Origin of the sequence: Streptosporangium sp. NPDC000239 (assembly GCF_040300765.1) — a bacterium.
Classification (GTDB): domain Bacteria; phylum Actinomycetota; class Actinomycetes; order Streptosporangiales; family Streptosporangiaceae; genus Streptosporangium.
On the sequence record NZ_JBEPEI010000018.1, the window covers coordinates 98,747 to 114,333 of the forward strand.

At 68.5% G+C, this 15,587-nt stretch carries 18 protein-coding genes; 13 read left to right on the top strand and 5 right to left on the bottom strand.

Translation table 11 applies throughout. The annotated features are described in order from the left end of the window. Positions 1-54: 54 nt before the first annotated feature. From ABT340_RS33270 to ABT340_RS33285, 4 genes are all read left to right on the top strand, one after another. Complete coding sequence (locus ABT340_RS33270; RefSeq protein WP_352014848.1) at positions 55-336, top strand: hypothetical protein; 282 nt, start codon at positions 55-57, stop codon at positions 334-336. Positions 337-563: 227 nt separating this feature from the next. Continuing rightward, a complete protein-coding gene (locus ABT340_RS33275; RefSeq protein WP_352014849.1) occupies positions 564-917 on the top strand; it encodes a hypothetical protein in 354 nt (117 codons plus the stop codon). Between the two features lie 62 nt (positions 918-979). Next, a complete protein-coding gene (locus ABT340_RS33280) occupies positions 980-1,219 on the top strand; it encodes a cell division protein SepF (protein ID WP_352014850.1) in 240 nt (79 codons plus the stop codon). Between the two features lie 53 nt (positions 1,220-1,272). Next, positions 1,273-1,839 carry a hypothetical protein gene (locus ABT340_RS33285; protein WP_352014851.1) on the top strand — a complete coding sequence of 189 codons (567 nt, stop codon included), beginning with the start codon at positions 1,273-1,275 and terminating at the stop codon, positions 1,837-1,839. 9 nt (positions 1,840-1,848) lie between these two features. On the opposite strand, the gene ABT340_RS33290 is transcribed toward ABT340_RS33285, so the two are convergent. The 4 genes from ABT340_RS33290 to ABT340_RS33305 all read right to left on the bottom strand — a co-directional run bounded on the left by ABT340_RS33290 (position 1,849) and on the right by ABT340_RS33305 (position 4,784). After that, positions 1,849-2,241 carry a (R)-mandelonitrile lyase gene (locus ABT340_RS33290; RefSeq protein ID WP_352014852.1) on the bottom strand — a complete coding sequence of 131 codons (393 nt, stop codon included), beginning with the start codon at positions 2,239-2,241 and terminating at the stop codon, positions 1,849-1,851. Positions 2,242-2,289: 48 nt separating this feature from the next. Further along, a complete protein-coding gene (locus tag ABT340_RS33295) occupies positions 2,290-2,901 on the bottom strand; it encodes an HAD family hydrolase (RefSeq protein ID WP_352014853.1) in 612 nt (203 codons plus the stop codon). 43 nt (positions 2,902-2,944) lie between these two features. Continuing rightward, positions 2,945-3,703, bottom strand: coding sequence for a DeoR/GlpR family DNA-binding transcription regulator (locus ABT340_RS33300; protein WP_352014854.1), 759 nt, complete (start codon positions 3,701-3,703; stop codon positions 2,945-2,947). A gap of 142 nt (positions 3,704-3,845) precedes the next feature. Continuing rightward, positions 3,846-4,784 carry a hypothetical protein gene (locus ABT340_RS33305; protein ID WP_352014855.1) on the bottom strand — a complete coding sequence of 313 codons (939 nt, stop codon included), beginning with the start codon at positions 4,782-4,784 and terminating at the stop codon, positions 3,846-3,848. 177 nt (positions 4,785-4,961) lie between these two features. Here ABT340_RS33305 and ABT340_RS33310 point away from each other — a divergent pair, with 177 nt between their 5' ends. Further along, positions 4,962-6,203, top strand: a complete 1,242-nt coding sequence (locus tag ABT340_RS33310; protein WP_352014856.1) for a cytochrome P450 — start codon at positions 4,962-4,964, stop codon at positions 6,201-6,203. 138 nt (positions 6,204-6,341) lie between these two features. Here the strand turns inward: ABT340_RS33310 and ABT340_RS33315 are convergent, their stop codons facing one another. Continuing rightward, positions 6,342-6,884 (bottom strand): hypothetical protein, encoded by a 543-nt coding sequence (locus ABT340_RS33315; protein ID WP_352014857.1) that lies wholly within the window; start codon positions 6,882-6,884, stop codon positions 6,342-6,344. A 138-nt stretch (positions 6,885-7,022) separates the two neighbouring features. Here ABT340_RS33315 and ABT340_RS33320 point away from each other — a divergent pair, with 138 nt between their 5' ends. The 8 genes from ABT340_RS33320 (at position 7,023) to ABT340_RS33355 (ending at position 15,580) form a co-directional block, all read left to right on the top strand. After that, a complete protein-coding gene (locus ABT340_RS33320) occupies positions 7,023-7,697 on the top strand; it encodes a response regulator (RefSeq protein WP_352014858.1) in 675 nt (224 codons plus the stop codon). Next, a complete protein-coding gene (locus tag ABT340_RS33325) occupies positions 7,694-9,073 on the top strand; it encodes an ATP-binding protein (protein ID WP_352014859.1) in 1,380 nt (459 codons plus the stop codon). The genes ABT340_RS33320 and ABT340_RS33325 overlap by 4 nt, the downstream gene beginning before the upstream one ends. Further along, positions 9,070-9,678, top strand: a complete 609-nt coding sequence (locus ABT340_RS33330) for a hypothetical protein (RefSeq protein WP_352014860.1) — start codon at positions 9,070-9,072, stop codon at positions 9,676-9,678. Before ABT340_RS33325 ends, ABT340_RS33330 begins: the two co-directional genes overlap by 4 nt. A gap of 431 nt (positions 9,679-10,109) precedes the next feature. Continuing rightward, positions 10,110-11,942 carry an AfsR/SARP family transcriptional regulator gene (locus ABT340_RS33335; RefSeq protein ID WP_352014861.1) on the top strand — a complete coding sequence of 611 codons (1,833 nt, stop codon included), beginning with the start codon at positions 10,110-10,112 and terminating at the stop codon, positions 11,940-11,942. Positions 11,943-11,975: 33 nt separating this feature from the next. Beyond that, positions 11,976-13,130, top strand: a complete 1,155-nt coding sequence (locus ABT340_RS33340; protein WP_352014862.1) for a sensor histidine kinase — start codon at positions 11,976-11,978, stop codon at positions 13,128-13,130. Further along, a complete protein-coding gene (locus ABT340_RS33345) occupies positions 13,084-13,782 on the top strand; it encodes a response regulator transcription factor (RefSeq protein WP_352014863.1) in 699 nt (232 codons plus the stop codon). Before ABT340_RS33340 ends, ABT340_RS33345 begins: the two co-directional genes overlap by 47 nt. 106 nt (positions 13,783-13,888) lie before the next feature. Continuing rightward, positions 13,889-15,328 (top strand): alpha/beta fold hydrolase, encoded by a 1,440-nt coding sequence (locus ABT340_RS33350; RefSeq protein ID WP_352014864.1) that lies wholly within the window; start codon positions 13,889-13,891, stop codon positions 15,326-15,328. A gap of 126 nt (positions 15,329-15,454) precedes the next feature. Then, positions 15,455-15,580, top strand: a complete 126-nt coding sequence (locus ABT340_RS33355; protein ID WP_352002374.1) for a lasso RiPP family leader peptide-containing protein — start codon at positions 15,455-15,457, stop codon at positions 15,578-15,580. The last annotated feature ends 7 nt before the right edge of the window (positions 15,581-15,587 follow it).

Genomic DNA, 15,587 nt, shown 5'->3' on the forward strand with positions numbered 1-15,587 from the left:
CCTTGCCGCGCAGCCGATTCTCATGCCGACGACCAGTGACGGAGGCTGGGCCTGATGAATGTGCACACCGGGATCGCGACGCTGTTCGCCTTCGCGACCGGAGCGCTCGGGCTGTACGTGCTGGCGACCAACCGGCTCCCCCGCTGGATCCGCAGCCGCGACGAGGGCCAGGCCTCCGCGTACGGCTGGGCGAAGCTGCTGATGGCCGTGTTCATCATCATGATCGTCGTCCCGCAGGCGATCGGCCTGCCGTACGGGCTGGTGGTCGGGTCGATCCTGCTGGGCCTGGTGGCCGCGGCGGCGTCCTGGTGGCTGACGCTGCGGCGAATCCGCTGACCGGCCGCTTTCCTGCCGGGCATTCCCCGAAATAGCCGGCTCCATGGCAGAGTTTCAATGCGTGACACAAGTCTCGTTACCATAGAAATACGAAACGGACACACTTTCGTGTTTTCCGCCCGGCCTGCCCCGGGGAAAGCCGTCCACGGGCCGTTCAGCCCGGCGAGAAAGGTCACAAAAAATCATCACGCATATGTCAGATGCGGCCGGTTCGATATATTGACGATGTGTCGCCCAGCGAACGTCCTCTGTCCGCCGATGAGCGGGCCGTGATCCTGGCCCTTCTCGCCCGGGACTTCCCCGGTGCGGAAGACCTCAGGAGACAGGTGCCCTCGGTGGTCGTGACCAGAAACTGCGGGTGCGGATGCGCGACGATCGACTTCCGCACCGAGGACGAGCCTCCCACCCTGGGCAAGGAGCTGGTCTCCTCCGCCTACGTGCGCGGGCGCGACGACGGCGTTCTCCTCTTCGTCAGGCACGGGCGCCTGTCCCACCTGGAGGTCTACTCCAGCGACGGCGACCCGGCCCCGCTGCCACGCGTCGAGGACCTGGTCATCGACCCGCCCGACACCTGGGAGTGAGGACTCCGTACCCCCGCAATGTGAAGGCTTGACCATGTCCTGACACGGGAAAAACCAACTCCGTGATCAAACTGTGCCCGAAGGACTACAAAGAGGCCCTCCACGTCGGCCACTACTTCCGCACCGGCAACCCCGTGGTGATGGACCTCACCGGGCTGCCGGACAGCGAGGCCAGGCAGTTCGTGGACTTCGCGGCGGGTCTGGTCTTCGGCAGGGGCGGCGCCCTGGACCGCCTGTCGCACAAGGTCTTCCTCCTGATGCCCCGGGGCATGACCAGGACCCCACCCCCGGAAGGCGCCTGACCCCACGGAAAACCAGCTGAACATCGCTCCGTGAACCACGACAATCCTTGATCATGGCCACACATCAGGCAGTCGAAGGTCTACGGCGCGCGCTGGAATCCGGCAAACCTGTGCGGATCATTCGCGACATCGACGGCGCCGACCGGCTCGACGCCTACGTGGTCGGGCTCGGACGCAAGTGGGTACTGCTCCACACCATCTCCGCCGGGTTCCACCTCGACGGCCACTCGGTCGTACGGCTCCGCGACGTCGAGCACGCGACACGTTCCAACTGGAAGGCCGCGCGGGTCGCCCACCGGGCCCTCCGGCTGCGTGAGGAGCGTCCCCGGACGCCGCCGGGCATCGACCTCGACACGACGACCGGTCTGATCGACACGCTGACCAGGGCGTTTCCCCTGGTGAGCGTATACACCGAGAAGATCGACCCGGACGTCTGTTATATCGGCCGCGCCCACGGGGTCACGAAGCAGAAGAACCTGCGGCTCCAGGAGATCAGCCCCCGGGCGGTCTGGGGGTACGACTGTTGCAAGTACCGGACCACGGACATCACCAGGTTCGACGTCGGGGACGGCTACATCGACGCCCTGCACGCGGTCGGCGGGAATCCACCGGACCTCTGAGCAGGCCGTTCACCCCCGGGAGCCGGTCCGGGGGCCGCTGTACTCGGTGTCGCTGACGTGTTCGCGCCAGGAGACGTCGTCGTCCTCCCACAGCGCGAGATGGGACATGAACCGGTCCGGAGCCGCGCCGTGCCAGTGTTCCTCACCCGGCGGGGTGTGGACGACGTCGCCGGGACGGGCCTCGATGATCCCGCCCTTGCGTGCCTGGATCAGCGCGACCCCCTCGACGATGAGCAGGGTCTGGCCCAGGCCGTGCGAGTGCCACGCCGTACGGGCTCCCGGGGCGAAGCGGACCATGTTGGCCCGCATGTGATCGCCCCGGTAGACCACGTCCGCCCAGACGTCGCCGGTGAAACACGCGGCGGGCAGCTTCGTGGTCGGTGGTCGCCTCAGGATCTCCATCAGGCACCCCCTTGCGCTCTCGGGGGTATGTTCCCCGGTCACCGGGGTTCAGAGCAGGCCGTACCGCTCCAGCTCACCACGCAGGGCCGCGGCGTCGGTGAAGAGGATCGCGCCCATGCCGACGGCTTCGGCGCCCCTGACGTTCGCCGGGCTGTCGTCGACGAACAGCGCCCGCTCGGGAGAGAGGCCGAAACGATCGAGCGCGTACCGGTAGATCTCCGGATCCGGCTTGATCATCTTCAGCTCTCCTGAGACGACGATGTCCCTGAAGACCTTCAGGACCGGATAGTGGTCCACCGCCAGCGGGTACGTCTCGGCCGACCAGTTCGTGATCGCGTACATCGCCGTCCCCGCCCGCTGGACCTCGGCCAGGATCTCCGACGTGCCCGGGACGAGGCCGTCGAGCATCTCCGGCCACCTGCTCCAGTAGGCCTCGATCAGCTCCCGGTGGTCGGGATGGCGTTCCACGGCCTCCCTGACGCCTTCGGCGAAGGGACGGCCGCGATCCTGCTCGGCGTTCCACGGGCCGTGGCAGACCTCGGTGAGGAACCACTCCATCCGGTCCTGGTCCTCGATGAGCTTGCGGTAGAGATGCCGGGGGTTCCAGTCGACGACCACCCCGCCGAGATCGAACACGACCGCCTCGTAGCGCTGCCCCATCGTTCCCCCTGTCGTGGTCAAACGTCATGGTCAAACGTCGTGGTCAAACCAGGATCACCTCGACCCCGGCGGCTTCGATCTTCCCGATCTCTCCCGGCGGGGCGCCGTCGTCCGTGACGACCGCGTCCAGCTCGCCGATCGGGCAGACATGGCCGAGCCCGGTCATGCCGAACTTCGAGGCGTCGCACACCGCGATCTTCCGCTGCGCCGCGGCGATCGCGGCCTGCTTGACCGGCACCTCGGCCAGGTCGTGGGCCGTCAGCCCGTGCCCTGCGGAAAGCCCGCACACCCCGAGGATCACGGTGTCCACCCGCAGGGCGCGCAGCGACATCTCGGTGAGGTGCCCGGTGAACGACGACGTCCTGGGCAGGACCTGCCCGCCGGGCACCAGCAGTCTCACCTCGGCCGCGCCGCTCAGCGCGTTCACCGAGTGGAGGTCGAGGGGCATCGCGGTGATCCTCCGGCCGGCCAGCGCGCGGGCGACGCGCAGCACGGTCGTCCCGCTGTCCAGCACGACGGACTCCCCATCGGCAACCAGCTCGTCGATCTTGGCGGCGATCCGCCGCTTGACGTCCACGGCCTCGCGCTCACGCACCGCGAACGGCGGCGCCTCCCCGCGCAGCATCAGGCTCACCGCGCCGCCGCGCACCCGGCGCAACACCCCCTGCTCGGCGAGCTGGTCGAGGTCGCGGCGGATGGTCATCTCCGAACAGCCGGTCCGCTCGGCCAGCTCGCCGACCGTGACCCGCTCCGCCGTACGCAACCAGGAGATGATCTCCAGCAGCCGATTCGAACCCTCCACATGTGCTAATAAACGTGAATGATGTGCGAAAGTCAACCTTCCGCTCGTTCAGCCCGGCTCCTCACCGACGGTGACCATGCCGAAGGAGTCGTGGACGGGCGCCGTGTACTCCCTCATCGCGGCCCATGTGATCATCTGGCGGCTACTGGATGGTCAGGCGGTGACCGTGGTCCACGGACCGGGGGCACAGGAAGATGGTCAGGGCTCCGTAGCGACCGAGGTTGAGCGTGGTCGGCTCGACGGTCTCCTGGCACTCGGACGTGCTCCGGTCGAGATGGCGCTCTTCGAGAGGACGCCATCGCGGCTCACTGCCGGCGTCCCACTCGCTGCTGGCCAGCTTGAGGAGCGGCTCGGTCTCGGTCCCGCAGACGTCGCAGGGCAGCTCGTACATGTCAGAGAGATGCCATGACTCCCACCCGCCGATCTTGCAGCCGGGCGCGATGGACAGAAGGTACTGGTAGTCGCCGTCGTCCCACTCGTCGAGGGCCGCCTGAAGCTTTTCGGGCAGTTCCTCGGGATAAGGGTATTCGGTGACCCGTTCGGGACTCAGCACGCAGGAACGCGGTAGACAGTGTTCCACGCTCAGGTCGGCCGCCTGGGCACCGAGAATGCGGTCAGGGGTGGTGTGGTGTCGCATGGGCGGTTCCGCGAGCACATCGACGAGATCGTCGCTTCGACGCCAGACCAGTAGTGGGGCGGGTCCAACGATGTCTTCCATGTCGTGGTCATTGGGACACCACAGCACCTGGAGCAGGTCTTTGCCCTCCGGAAAAGGGATCTCGGGAATGTCACGCGCGTAGAACTGCGCGACCCCGACCATGGGCACCGGGCTCTCGGGAAGGTGATCGCGCCGATCCAGCCAACCGGGCTGCCCAAAGGGCGCGACCTGTATTTGGACGACCCGGTCACAGGCGGGCCACGGTTCAGCGACCGGCCAGATCAATGGCCCTCCGATGTGACTGTCATGGATGGTCGGCTTTCCCGGGCGTGGATGAAGCCGGACGGCCGTCCTGGCGTAGGCGTTCATCCAGGGGAACCTCTCGACGAGATCGATCGGAGGGTCAGGGGTCGTGAAGGTCATGGCCGGGAAGCTTAGGCAACGGACCCGACAGACCGCCTCCCAGAAAAGAATGACCGGTTAATCCGGCAAATGAGGAAAAGTCGGTTTTCGGAGGAAGTTAAGCATTGACCGTAAACGGTGGTATGCGTACGTTCCGGGAGGGTCGTCGCTGTGGCGCCCGGAGCCGAGAGGGGCACCATGGCCACCGATTCCATCCCGAACGACATTCCGAACGACATCGTCCCCGGGCCGCTGGGCACCCCGTCACCCGAGTACGCGCGACGCCACGAGGAGGGGCCGCTCGATCCGGCCGTCATGCCGAGCGGGGACATGGTGCCGGTCGCCGTCAGATACGAGGACGTCCGGACCCTGCTCGGCTCGGCGGCCTCAAGCCGTAACCTGCGCCTTCCCGGCCTGCCCCGGCTGGTGAGCGGCGTGGGCATCGACGACGACCCCGACGCGCTGATCAACCAGGACCCGCCGGAGCACACCCGCTACCGGCGGATCATGTACGGAGCGTTCACGCCCCGCCGTACCGAATCGTGGCGGCCGTGGGTCGCGGCGATCGCCGGTGAGCTGCTCGACGGGGTCGGCGAGGAGTTCGACCTGGTCGAGGCGTTCGCGGTGCGGTTGCCCGGCCGGGTCATCTGCCGGTTGCTGGGTGTCCCCTATGACGACTACGACCGGTTCGTGGCCTGGACGGACATGTTCCTCACCACCTCGACCGCCACCGAACAGGCCCGGTACCAGGGCTACACCGAGTTCATGGCCTACGCCCGGGAACTGGTGGCCTGCCACCGCGCCGAACCCGGTGACGACCTCATCGACCTGCTCGTGCAGGCCCGTGACGAGGAGGACCGGCTGAGCGAGGGTGAGCTGGTCAACACCGTGTTCGCGCTGATCACGGCGGGGCACGAGACCACCGCCTCGATGGTGTCCAAGGGGGTCTTCCGTCTCATGCTCCATCGCGGGCAGTGGGACGAACTGGTCGCCCGGCCGGAGCTCGCGGCGACCGCGGCCGAGGAGATCCTGCGTTACGACGGGCCGCCCGCCAGCGCGTTCATGCGCCGGCTGACCGAGGACGTCGAACTCTCCTGCGGCGTGCTGAAGGCGGGGAGCGTCGTGATGCCCGACCTCAACGCCGCCAACCACGACCCCCGCGCCTTTCCCGAACCGGGACGGTTCGACATCCACCGCTTCGAAACGCAGCCGCCGCATCCGCACCTGGCCTTCGGGTACGGCCCGCACCGCTGCCTGGCCGCCGCGCTGGCCAGGGTCGAACTCACCGAGGCCCTCAGGGCGCTGGCGACCCGGCGGCCGGGGTTGCGCCTGGCCGTACCGGCCGAACAGGTCGAGTGGAGTGAGGGGCTGACCCGTCGTCCCGTCGCACTACCGGTGACCGCGGCCCGCCGTGACAACCGGACAGACCGGGTGGAGTGACCACCCGGTCTGTCGGCTCGCGACGCTGCCAGAGGCTCACGCGTCCTGTCCCCACCCCCGCGAGGACAGGACGCGTCCCCTGATATCCCCTGGCCGCGCGGCGCCGTCACGGACTCCGTCTCACGACGGAGACACGCCCTACTTCTCCTCGTACGGCGCGGGCGGGGCCAGCGGGGCGCACTTCTTCTGGGCCTTCTCCCAGGCGTCCGACTTGGGCTTGACCTCCTGGAAGTCGGCGGGCTTCTGCTCGTCCGTTTCGATGGGCTGCCAGACGCCGTTCTCCCGCAGGCACTTGGCCCACGTGGCGAACTTGGCGTCCTCCTTGGGGGTCGTCGGCCCGCCGCCGAGGATCACCCAGTCCCACTCCTTGCACGCCTTCATGGCGGCGGTGAGCTGGGCCTGGGTGCTGTCGGTCACGGCGCTGGTGTCGAGGTCCTGGCCCTTGGCCGGGTCCGGGATCTTGATCTTGTTCTCGCGCATGCATCCGGCGAACTTCACCGCGGCCTTGTGCCAGCTCAACGTGGCCGGAGCGGCGGAGGGAGCCGTGGCGGGCTCGGCGGAGGTGGCGGCCTTCGCGCCGGAGTTCGCCGTGCTGGCGAAGCTCTGTACCCCGCACGCCGTACTCAGCGCCAGTGTGGGAAGGACGGCCAGTACGGCGAGACGCCGTTTGGTGATCAACACGGTTCTCTCCAATGGGTCGGTTGACTGCCCATCACCTTGGCCCGTCCATATGAGCGACCTGTCCACACCATGTCATGAACGTGTAATAGCTTCCGAGACCGGACAAATCGCAAGTCATGGCCGTCGATACTGGAACGCATGGCACGCGTGTTGCTGGTCGAGGATGACCCGAGCGTCAGAAACGCCCTGACAATCGCCCTCAAGGGCAGGGACCACGAGGTCGAGTCGGCGGCGTCCGGGGAGGAAGGACTGGCGCTGCTGGCGCACTTCGCCGCCGACGTGGTGGTGCTCGACCTCATGCTGCCCGGTATCGATGGGTTCGAGGTCTGCCGCCGCATCCGCGCGACCACCTCGACCTCCATCATCATGCTCAGCGCGCGGGGCGACGACTTCGACGTGGTCGGCGGTCTTGAGGCCGGGGCGGACGACTACGTGATCAAACCGGTGAGACCCCAGGTGCTTGAGGCCCGGATCAGGGCGGTGCTGCGCCGTACGGAGAGTGTGCCCTCTCCGGTCGAGACCTACGACACGCTGCGCATCGACCGCGCCTCCCTGACCGTGAACAGGGACGGGCGGCGGATCGCGCTGCCGCCGATGGAGCTGCGCCTGCTGCTGCACCTGTCGGCCGTGCCCGGGCAGGTCTTCAGCAGGCAACAGCTGCTTGAGTCGGTGTGGGACCACGACTACCTGGGCGACTCACGGCTGGTCGACGCGTGTGTGCAACGGCTGCGTTCCAAGATCGAGGACGTGCCGGGCGAGCCGAGATACGTGCAGACCGTGCGCGGGTTCGGGTACCGCTTCGGGCCGGTATGACCTGGCTGCGAGGACTACGGGCCCGGCTGGTCATCACGTTCGTGCTGGTCGGCGGGCTGAGCGCGGTCGGAGCCGCCGGGCTGACCTACTACAAGGCGCAGAACAACCTGCTGGCCGGAGCGCAGAACCGGCTGCTGAAGGACTTCAGGTACCGGGTGCTGCTGCTCTCGCGTGACGTCGCACTGCCCGCGAACGACGAGGTCCTCGACCAGCTGGCCGAGGACCTGGAGGTCGGCAACCGCGACGTGTACGTGGTCAGGGACGGCGAGGTCCCCTCCGACAACCGCATCACCGGTGAACTGCGTGCGAGAGTCCTGCGGCGGGACGAACTGGTCTGGCAGCGGGTGGTGGACGAAGGCGTGCCGTACCTCGTGGGCGGCAGCAGGGTCATGTTCGGCGCGGGCGGCGAACCATCGGGTATCACCGTCTATCTCGTCGAATCGCTCTCGCAGACCGCCACCGACGAGACGGCCGTACTGCGCGCCGCCCAGACCGCCACGCTGCCCGCCGTGCTGCTGGCGGTGCTGGCCGGACTGCTGGCCGCGCGTGGCGTGCTGCGCCCGGTCGCCGACCTGGACCGCGCGGCCCGCCGGCTGGGTGAGGGGCGGCTTGAGACCCGCCTGCCGGTGCGGGGCGGCGACGAGCTGGCCCGGCTTGCCGGGCAGTTCAACGCGACCGCCGCCGCGCTGGAGCACTCCGTCGGCGAGCTGCGTGAGATGGAGGCCAGGTCACGGCGGTTCGTCGCCGACGTCTCCCACGAACTGCGCACCCCGCTGGCCGCCGCGACCGCCGTCACCGACGTCCTGGAGGCCGGAGCCGACCGGCTCGACCCCAACGCCGGAACCGCCGCCCGGCTGGTGAGCGCCGAGATCTTCCGGCTCACCAGGCTCGTCGACGACCTGATGGAGATCTCCCGCTTCGACGCGGGCGCCGCCGTCCTCAACCTCAACGACGTGGACGTCGGCGCCGCCGTGGCCGCCTGCCTGCGCTCACGCGGCTGGGGCTCCGAGGTCGTCGTGGACCTGCCGCCGGACATCGTCGTCCCCCTCGACCCACGCCGCGTGGACGTCATCATCGCCAACCTCGTCGGCAACGCGCTGCGGCACGGCGAACCGCCCGTCACCGTCCGGGTGCGCGCGACCGACGACATCGCGACGGTCGAGGTCTCCGACCATGGCCCCGGCCTTTCCGCCGACGTCCTTCCGTACGTCTTCGAACGCTTCTACAAGGCCGACGCCGCCCGTGCCCGCTCGGAGGGCAGCGGCCTCGGCCTGGCCATCGCCCGCGAGAACGCCCTCCTGCACGGCGGCGACCTGACCGTCGCCCCCGGCCCTGGCGCCGTCTTCACCCTCACCCTGCCGAGGAAACGCACATGAGAGCCCCCCTTCTCACGATCTGCGCGGCACTCCTCATGGCCTGTACGGCCTGCGGCATCGGTCCCAGCGAAGTGATCGGCGCCGGAGAACCCGCCCGTGGTTTCATCCAGGGCACTCCCCTGTACTTCGTGCGGGACGGCGATCTCATCCTGGTCAGCCGTCCCGACGCTCCGTTCGGGGCCTCCGAGGCCGTCGAACTGCTGCTCGGAGGGCCGACCGATCGGGAGCGGGAACTCTCCCTCGGCACCCGGCTGCCCGATGGCCTGGCCGTCAAGGTGAGCGACCACGGGTTCACGCTGGACACGAGCGGTTCGAAGATGAGGAAACGCCTGACACCGACGATCCAGCCACGGAGCAAGGGCGTTCCGGCGATACCGGACCGCCGGTTGTCGACCCTCGACCTCGACCTGGTGGAAAAGCCGGAGGACCGGGCCGGTCTGGAGCCGCGGTCGTTTCCGACGGTCGGCCACCTCTCGCGGCTGGCCACGGGACAGCTCGTCTGCACGATCGCCACCGCCACGGCCACCAGGAACCACATGAAGGTGAACGACGTGCGGGTGACCGTACCGGGTGGAAAACAGACACGCTGCAAGGACTTCATGTGACGTCCGGCCCGCACCGGCCGGTCGTCGAACGGAAAGCGCTTCCGAAAACCCCGTCCACGGCGAACTCCGAAGCGCCTCTCGAACGCGCCGCCTCGGTCCTCCCGAGCACGGTGGGAGATCAGTCCCAGGGGGTGTCGACCAGGGAAACCGACGGAAGAGGGCCGGCGCAGGCGGCGGTCGCGGCATAAAGCAGGGTGGCGGCGGTGACGATGGTGGTGATGACCAATTTCCTGACCGGCATGGTTACGGCCTTTCGCCTCGGTTGAACTCGCTGACTGCGACAGCAGGAACGTAGAGAGAAAGTCCTTTGCGGCCCTATCCCGCGCCTTACTCGCCCGGACGAGCCACCCGCGATAGAACGGCGATAGAGCCATGACAGCCGCCTGCTCATCATGGAACCTGAAAGGGTTGCCACCGGCAGGAGGCGAGACATGGTGCGAGAGGCGGGCGGTCGGTCAGCGGAGCGGACACGCGCGAGGACGAGCCGGTCCACCGGCAGGGCGACGCGCTTCGGCTTCCTGGGAGCCGTGGCGTTGTGGAAGGAGGACGGGGAGGTCAGGCTCTCCACAAGACGGGCGAGGACGGTCATGGCCCGGCTGCTTCTCTCCCCGGGCCAGTTGGTGAGCATGGACGCCCTGGTGGACGGGCTCTACGGCGAGCGTCCTGTCAAGAGCGCGCGCAACCAGATCCACCGAGGGGTCGGGGAACTCCGGCAACAGGGCGTCCTCATCGTCGAGCAGGACGGTTCCTACCTGCTCAGCACCCCCACCGAGGTGATCGACGCGTGGCGGTTCAAGAGTCTGACCGAGTCCGCCAGGACCGCGGCGCACCCCCGGGACAAGGCCAGGCTCCTGCAGGAGGCGCTGAAGGTCTGGCGTGGCCCGGCTCTGGCCGGGTTGGACAGCCAGGTGTTCAGGGCAGCGGCTGAGGAGTGGGAGGAGCGGCGGCTGACGGCGATCCAGGAGCGCTTCGGAGCCGACCTGGCCCTCGGCAACCACAACGACCTGATCCCCGAGATCCGGCGCCTGACCAGCGAACACCCGATGCGTGAGCACTTCTCCTGGCAGCTCATGACGGCCTGTTACCGGGCCGGTAGGACCGGGGAGGCCATCGCCGCCTTCACCAGGCTCCGTGAGGAGCTCGCCGAACAGCTGGGCATCGACCCCTCTCCCGAGTTGCGGCACCTGTACGAGCAGATCCTCCGCCAGGAACCCGTACCGACAGAGGACGCGCCGGTTCCCCGGCAGCTCCCGCCCCGCCCTCTGAAGATCACCGGCCGGTCCTGGGAGTTGGAGCGGATCCGGACGGCGCTGGAACGGGGCAGCCGCACGGTGGCGATCACCGGAGCCAGTGGCTCGGGCAAGACGACGCTGGCCCTGGAGGCGGCCCACGGTTCGGCGGAGCTCTTTCCCGACGGGCAGCTCTACAACACCGAGCCGGACGACGTGCTGCCCGGCATGCTGCGCGCGCTGGGCGACACGAGGGTGCCGAAACGGCAGGACGAACAGAACGGCCGCCTGCGCACTCTCCTGGCCAGTCGGCGCATCCTCATCGTGGTGGAGAACGTGGCCGGCGCGGCGCAGGTCCGCTCGTTCCTTCCGGCCTGCCGGGAGTGCGCGCTCATCGTCACCAGCCGTTCGTCCCTCTCCTCGCTGCGTGAAGCCGTACAGATCACGCTGGGCGGTCTGTCCGTCGATGACGCGTGGGCGCTTCTCGCCGACGGTGTGGGGGCCCATCGCCTGGCGGCCGAGCCCGAGGCCACCCATCGGGTGATCGAACTGTGTGACGGCCTGCCTCTGGCCGTGGACATCATCGCCGCGAAACTGGCCGCCAGACCGCACTGGGACATCGCCACCCTGGCCGCCCGTCTGGAGGACCCCGACAGAATCCTGTCCGAGCTGCGCCATGACGACCTCGACATCCGCGCCGCCCTCGACAGCGGTTACCTCTCGCTGTCCCCTGAGGCCAGGACGCTGCTCAGGAAGATCGGCTACTCCGGAAAACAGGATGTCTCGGTCCAGGACGCCTCGTGTTTGGAGAAGATCTCACCGGCCGAGGCGGAATGGCGGATCGAGGCCCTCGTCGATGCGCGGATGCTCACGGTCTCCGGAATGGAAAGCGGCGGGCGGTTCACGTATCACTGCCCTCCGATGGTGCTGGCGCACTCAAGGGAACGGGCCCTGACCGAAGATCAGATCACCGAACTCGACGCGGCCGTCAGCCGCGTTCTCACCGGGATGGAAGACTCGACAGGTCGCCATTGATCTCCAAACCACAGGGGGGCAGAGTGCAGAACTGTGCGGCGTAGGCGTTTCGGCGGATCCCGGACCGCGGACTGCCTGGTCATCCTGTTCGCCTGGATACTGTCCTCCTCCGGCGCGAGCGGGACCGCTCTCATCGTTCAGGCGCTCATCGGCGGTCTGGCCTCGGTCGCCCTGTTCCGGCGACGGACACAACCCGTCCCGGTCCTGGTCGTCAACCTCGTGTGCGCCCTGGCGACACAGCTCCTGGTATCGCATCCGGTGCTGCCCGGGGCGCTGGCGGTGGCCCTGTACGCCGTCGGCAGGCACGCTCCGCCCCGCGTCTCCTGGACGGCGGCGGTGATCGCCGGTCTGGTCTACGGCGGCACGCTCGTTGTCCTGCACGCCCTCGGCTCCCCGATCCTCAACCGGGACGCGGACGGACAGCTGTCCGTGGCCTTCCTCGTCGCCGCGCTGCTGCTGTGTCCGCTTTTCCTGCTGGTCGCCTTCGGGTGTCTGGTGCGGCTACGCCACGAGCTGAGAGAACGTGAACGGTCCGAACTGGAGGCGACGGCCGTACGGGCCGAGCGGGCGCGTATCGCGCGGGAGCTCCACGACGTGGTGGCCCACCACATCAGTACGGTGAACGTCCTGCTCGGCGCGGCACGGACGATCCTGCGCAAGGACCCCGACCGGGCGGAGACGGCGCTGGCCACGGCTGAGCGGAACGGTCGCGACGCCATAGCGGAGCTGCGGCACCTGTTGCACGTGCTGCGCGCCGAGCAGACGCACAGACCCGAGAGTGAGGACCACGCGACGGGGGTCGCCCTTCTGCCCTCTCTCGTGGAGCGGGCACGGGGCGCCGGGCAGCGGGTCCGGCTTGAGGTGACCGGAGATTCGTTCCCGCTGGGGGCCACCGTGGACAACGCGGTCTACCGGATCGTCCAGGAGGCGCTGACCAACTCCCGCAAACACGCCGCCGGAGCCGCGGCCACCGTCACGGTGGCCTACCTTCCCGGGGCTGTCGAGGTGGAGGTGAGCGACGACGGCCCGGCCGTACAGCACACGTCGGAGACGAACGGCTTCGGCCTGCGTGGAATCACCGAGCGTGTCACCCTTTGTGGCGGGGAACTGCAGATCGGGTCCGTTCCAGAGGGAGGTTTCCGTGTCCGTGCACGCATCCCGGCCGATCAGGGTGCTGATCGTCGATGACCAGGCGCTGATCCGGGCGGGTTTCGGGATGATCCTTGAGGCCCAGGAGGACATCGTCGTGGTGGGCGAGGCCGAGGACGGCGACGCGGCGTGCCGGATGTGCGCGCGGTCGGCTCCGGACGTGGTGCTGATGGACGTCCACATGCCCAAGGGCGTCGACGGCATCACCGCCACCAGGCGCATCACCGCCGAGCATCCCGGCGTCCGGGTGGTCGTGATCAGCACCTTCGACCTCGACGAACATGTCATGGAGGCGCTGTACGCCGGGGCGTCCGGTTTCGTGTCCAAGGAGATCCCCCCCGAGGAGCTGGTGCGAGCGGTACGGATCGCTCACGAGGGCGAGTCCGTGGTGGCCCCCCGGCTGCTGACCAGGCTGATCGAGAACTTCGTCCGCTCACCGCCGCCACGCCACCGTCCCAGGCTGACGGGCGTCACCGACCGCGAGCAGGACGTGCTGGTGTTGATCGCCCGCGGCCACTCGAACGCCGAGATCTCCGCCGCTCTCAAGGTCACCAGATCGACCGTCAAGAACCACGTGACCAGCCTCTTCGCCAAAACCGGGGTACGCGACCGGGCCCAGGCAGTGATTCTGGCCTACGAGGCCGGACTCGTGAAGCCGGGGGACCAGGCCCCCAGAGCGGCCGGCTCGTAGGACTCGGGTCCCAGGGCGAGGACCCTCTTGGAGGGGGAGGAAACCCCGCAGGTCAGCGGCGATCCTGAAGAAGTCCGCAGAACACGGCTTCTTCATGGAGAGCACCATGAAACTGCTGGCCGCCGGTTTCCTCATGACCGCGACGACCCTGTACACGGTGACACCCGCCTCCGCGGCTCCCATGATCGACTGGAGGCCCTGCCCGCACGACGTGGCCGCGCAGTGCGCGAGTCTGCGGGTTCCCGTGGACTGGGCGCGTCCAGAGGGCCGGACGATCGCACTGCGGCTCATGAAGCTGCCGGCCCTCGCGCCGGACAGGCGCATCGGCACCCTGTTCGACGTCCCCGGCGGGCCGGGGGAAAGCGGCACGGAGGCGCTGAAGCGCCCCTCTGAGCTGCACAAAGCGCTGCGTCAGCGGTTCGACGTCGTCGGCTACGACCCGCGTACCGCCGTGGCCCTGTCGGCTCTTCCCGCCTCGTGCACCCGGACCTGGTCCACGCTCACCGACCCGCGCGACCATGCCGCCTACGCCGGACAGGTCAGGGCCCTGAGCAGAGGGGTCGCCGCCTGCAGGCGCGACGATCGCACCGGCCTGCTCACCCACCTCGACTCGATCTCCGCGGCCAGGGACATGGAGGCGGTCCGCCGAGCCCTCGGCGAGACCCGGCTCACCTTCACCGTCCGGTCGTACGGCGGGGTGCCGATGACGGCCTACGCCCGCCTGTTCCCCGAGCGCGTCCGCGCCGCCTACCTCGACGGGGTTCCCGACCACGTTGACGCGTGGACCGGCAGAGGCAGGGAGTGGCTCACGGGCACCGAGCAGGCCTTCGACCGTTTCGTCTCCTGGTGCGCCGCCACCACCGCGTGCGAACTGCACGGCAGGAACGTCAGGTCGCTTTGGCGCCGGCTGGTCCGCCGGGCCGACGCGTTCCCTGTCCCCGTGCTGAAGGGGGCCTTCGCCGGGCGCGAGCTCACCGGCTGGCACCTCAGGATCTCCGCTCCCGTCCTCCTGCTGCCCGGTGTCGCCGGCGACAGCTCCTGGCGTGCCTTCGCGGCGTCCGTACGGGGAGCCCTGCGGGGGGACGCCTCGGGGTTCGCGATGCCGAGCCTCGGAAACCTGCGGCACTGGACCAGGCCGGTGGTTCTCGCCCTGCAGTGCCCGGACGGCCTCTGGGGCAGGACCGGTTACCCGGCCCTCCGCGGAAACCGTGGGCTTCTCGAACGGCTCTCCCCCGACTTCGGTGCCCTGTCCTATCCCAACCTGGCGTGTACCGGCTGGACCGTCCCCCTTGCGAATCCGCCCCGGCCACTGCCCGCGAGGAGGCTTCCCCCCTTCCTCGGAGCGGGAACCCACCCGGGCGACTACACGCCGACCCGCCGCCTGCTCAGGCACATCCCGGGCTCGGCGACCGTGCGCTACGACGGCCCGGGTCACGTCATCTACCTGGGCGGAATGCCGGGCGCCCACTGTGTGGTCGAGCACGCGGTGCGCTACCTGACCGACCTCACCCTGCCCTCGGGTGCCGTCTGCCGGGCGAAGAAGTGACGAGGAAGCGTGCGGGAAACGGGGCCTGCGAGAGTTTCACATGTCAGCAAGGACGGGGCGAAACAAAAAACGCCCCGGCCGTTAAAACTAAAAAACACGCGAAACGCGTTTTCGAAAGGAAGAAACATGAACGAGAAGACCTTCGTCTACGAGGTTCCGGCTCTGGTCGAGGTTGGCGACTTCTCCGAGCTCACCCAGCTCACCAACCGCGGCAAGTGGGCCGACAGCATCTGGGGCTACTACTTCGACTAATTCGAAG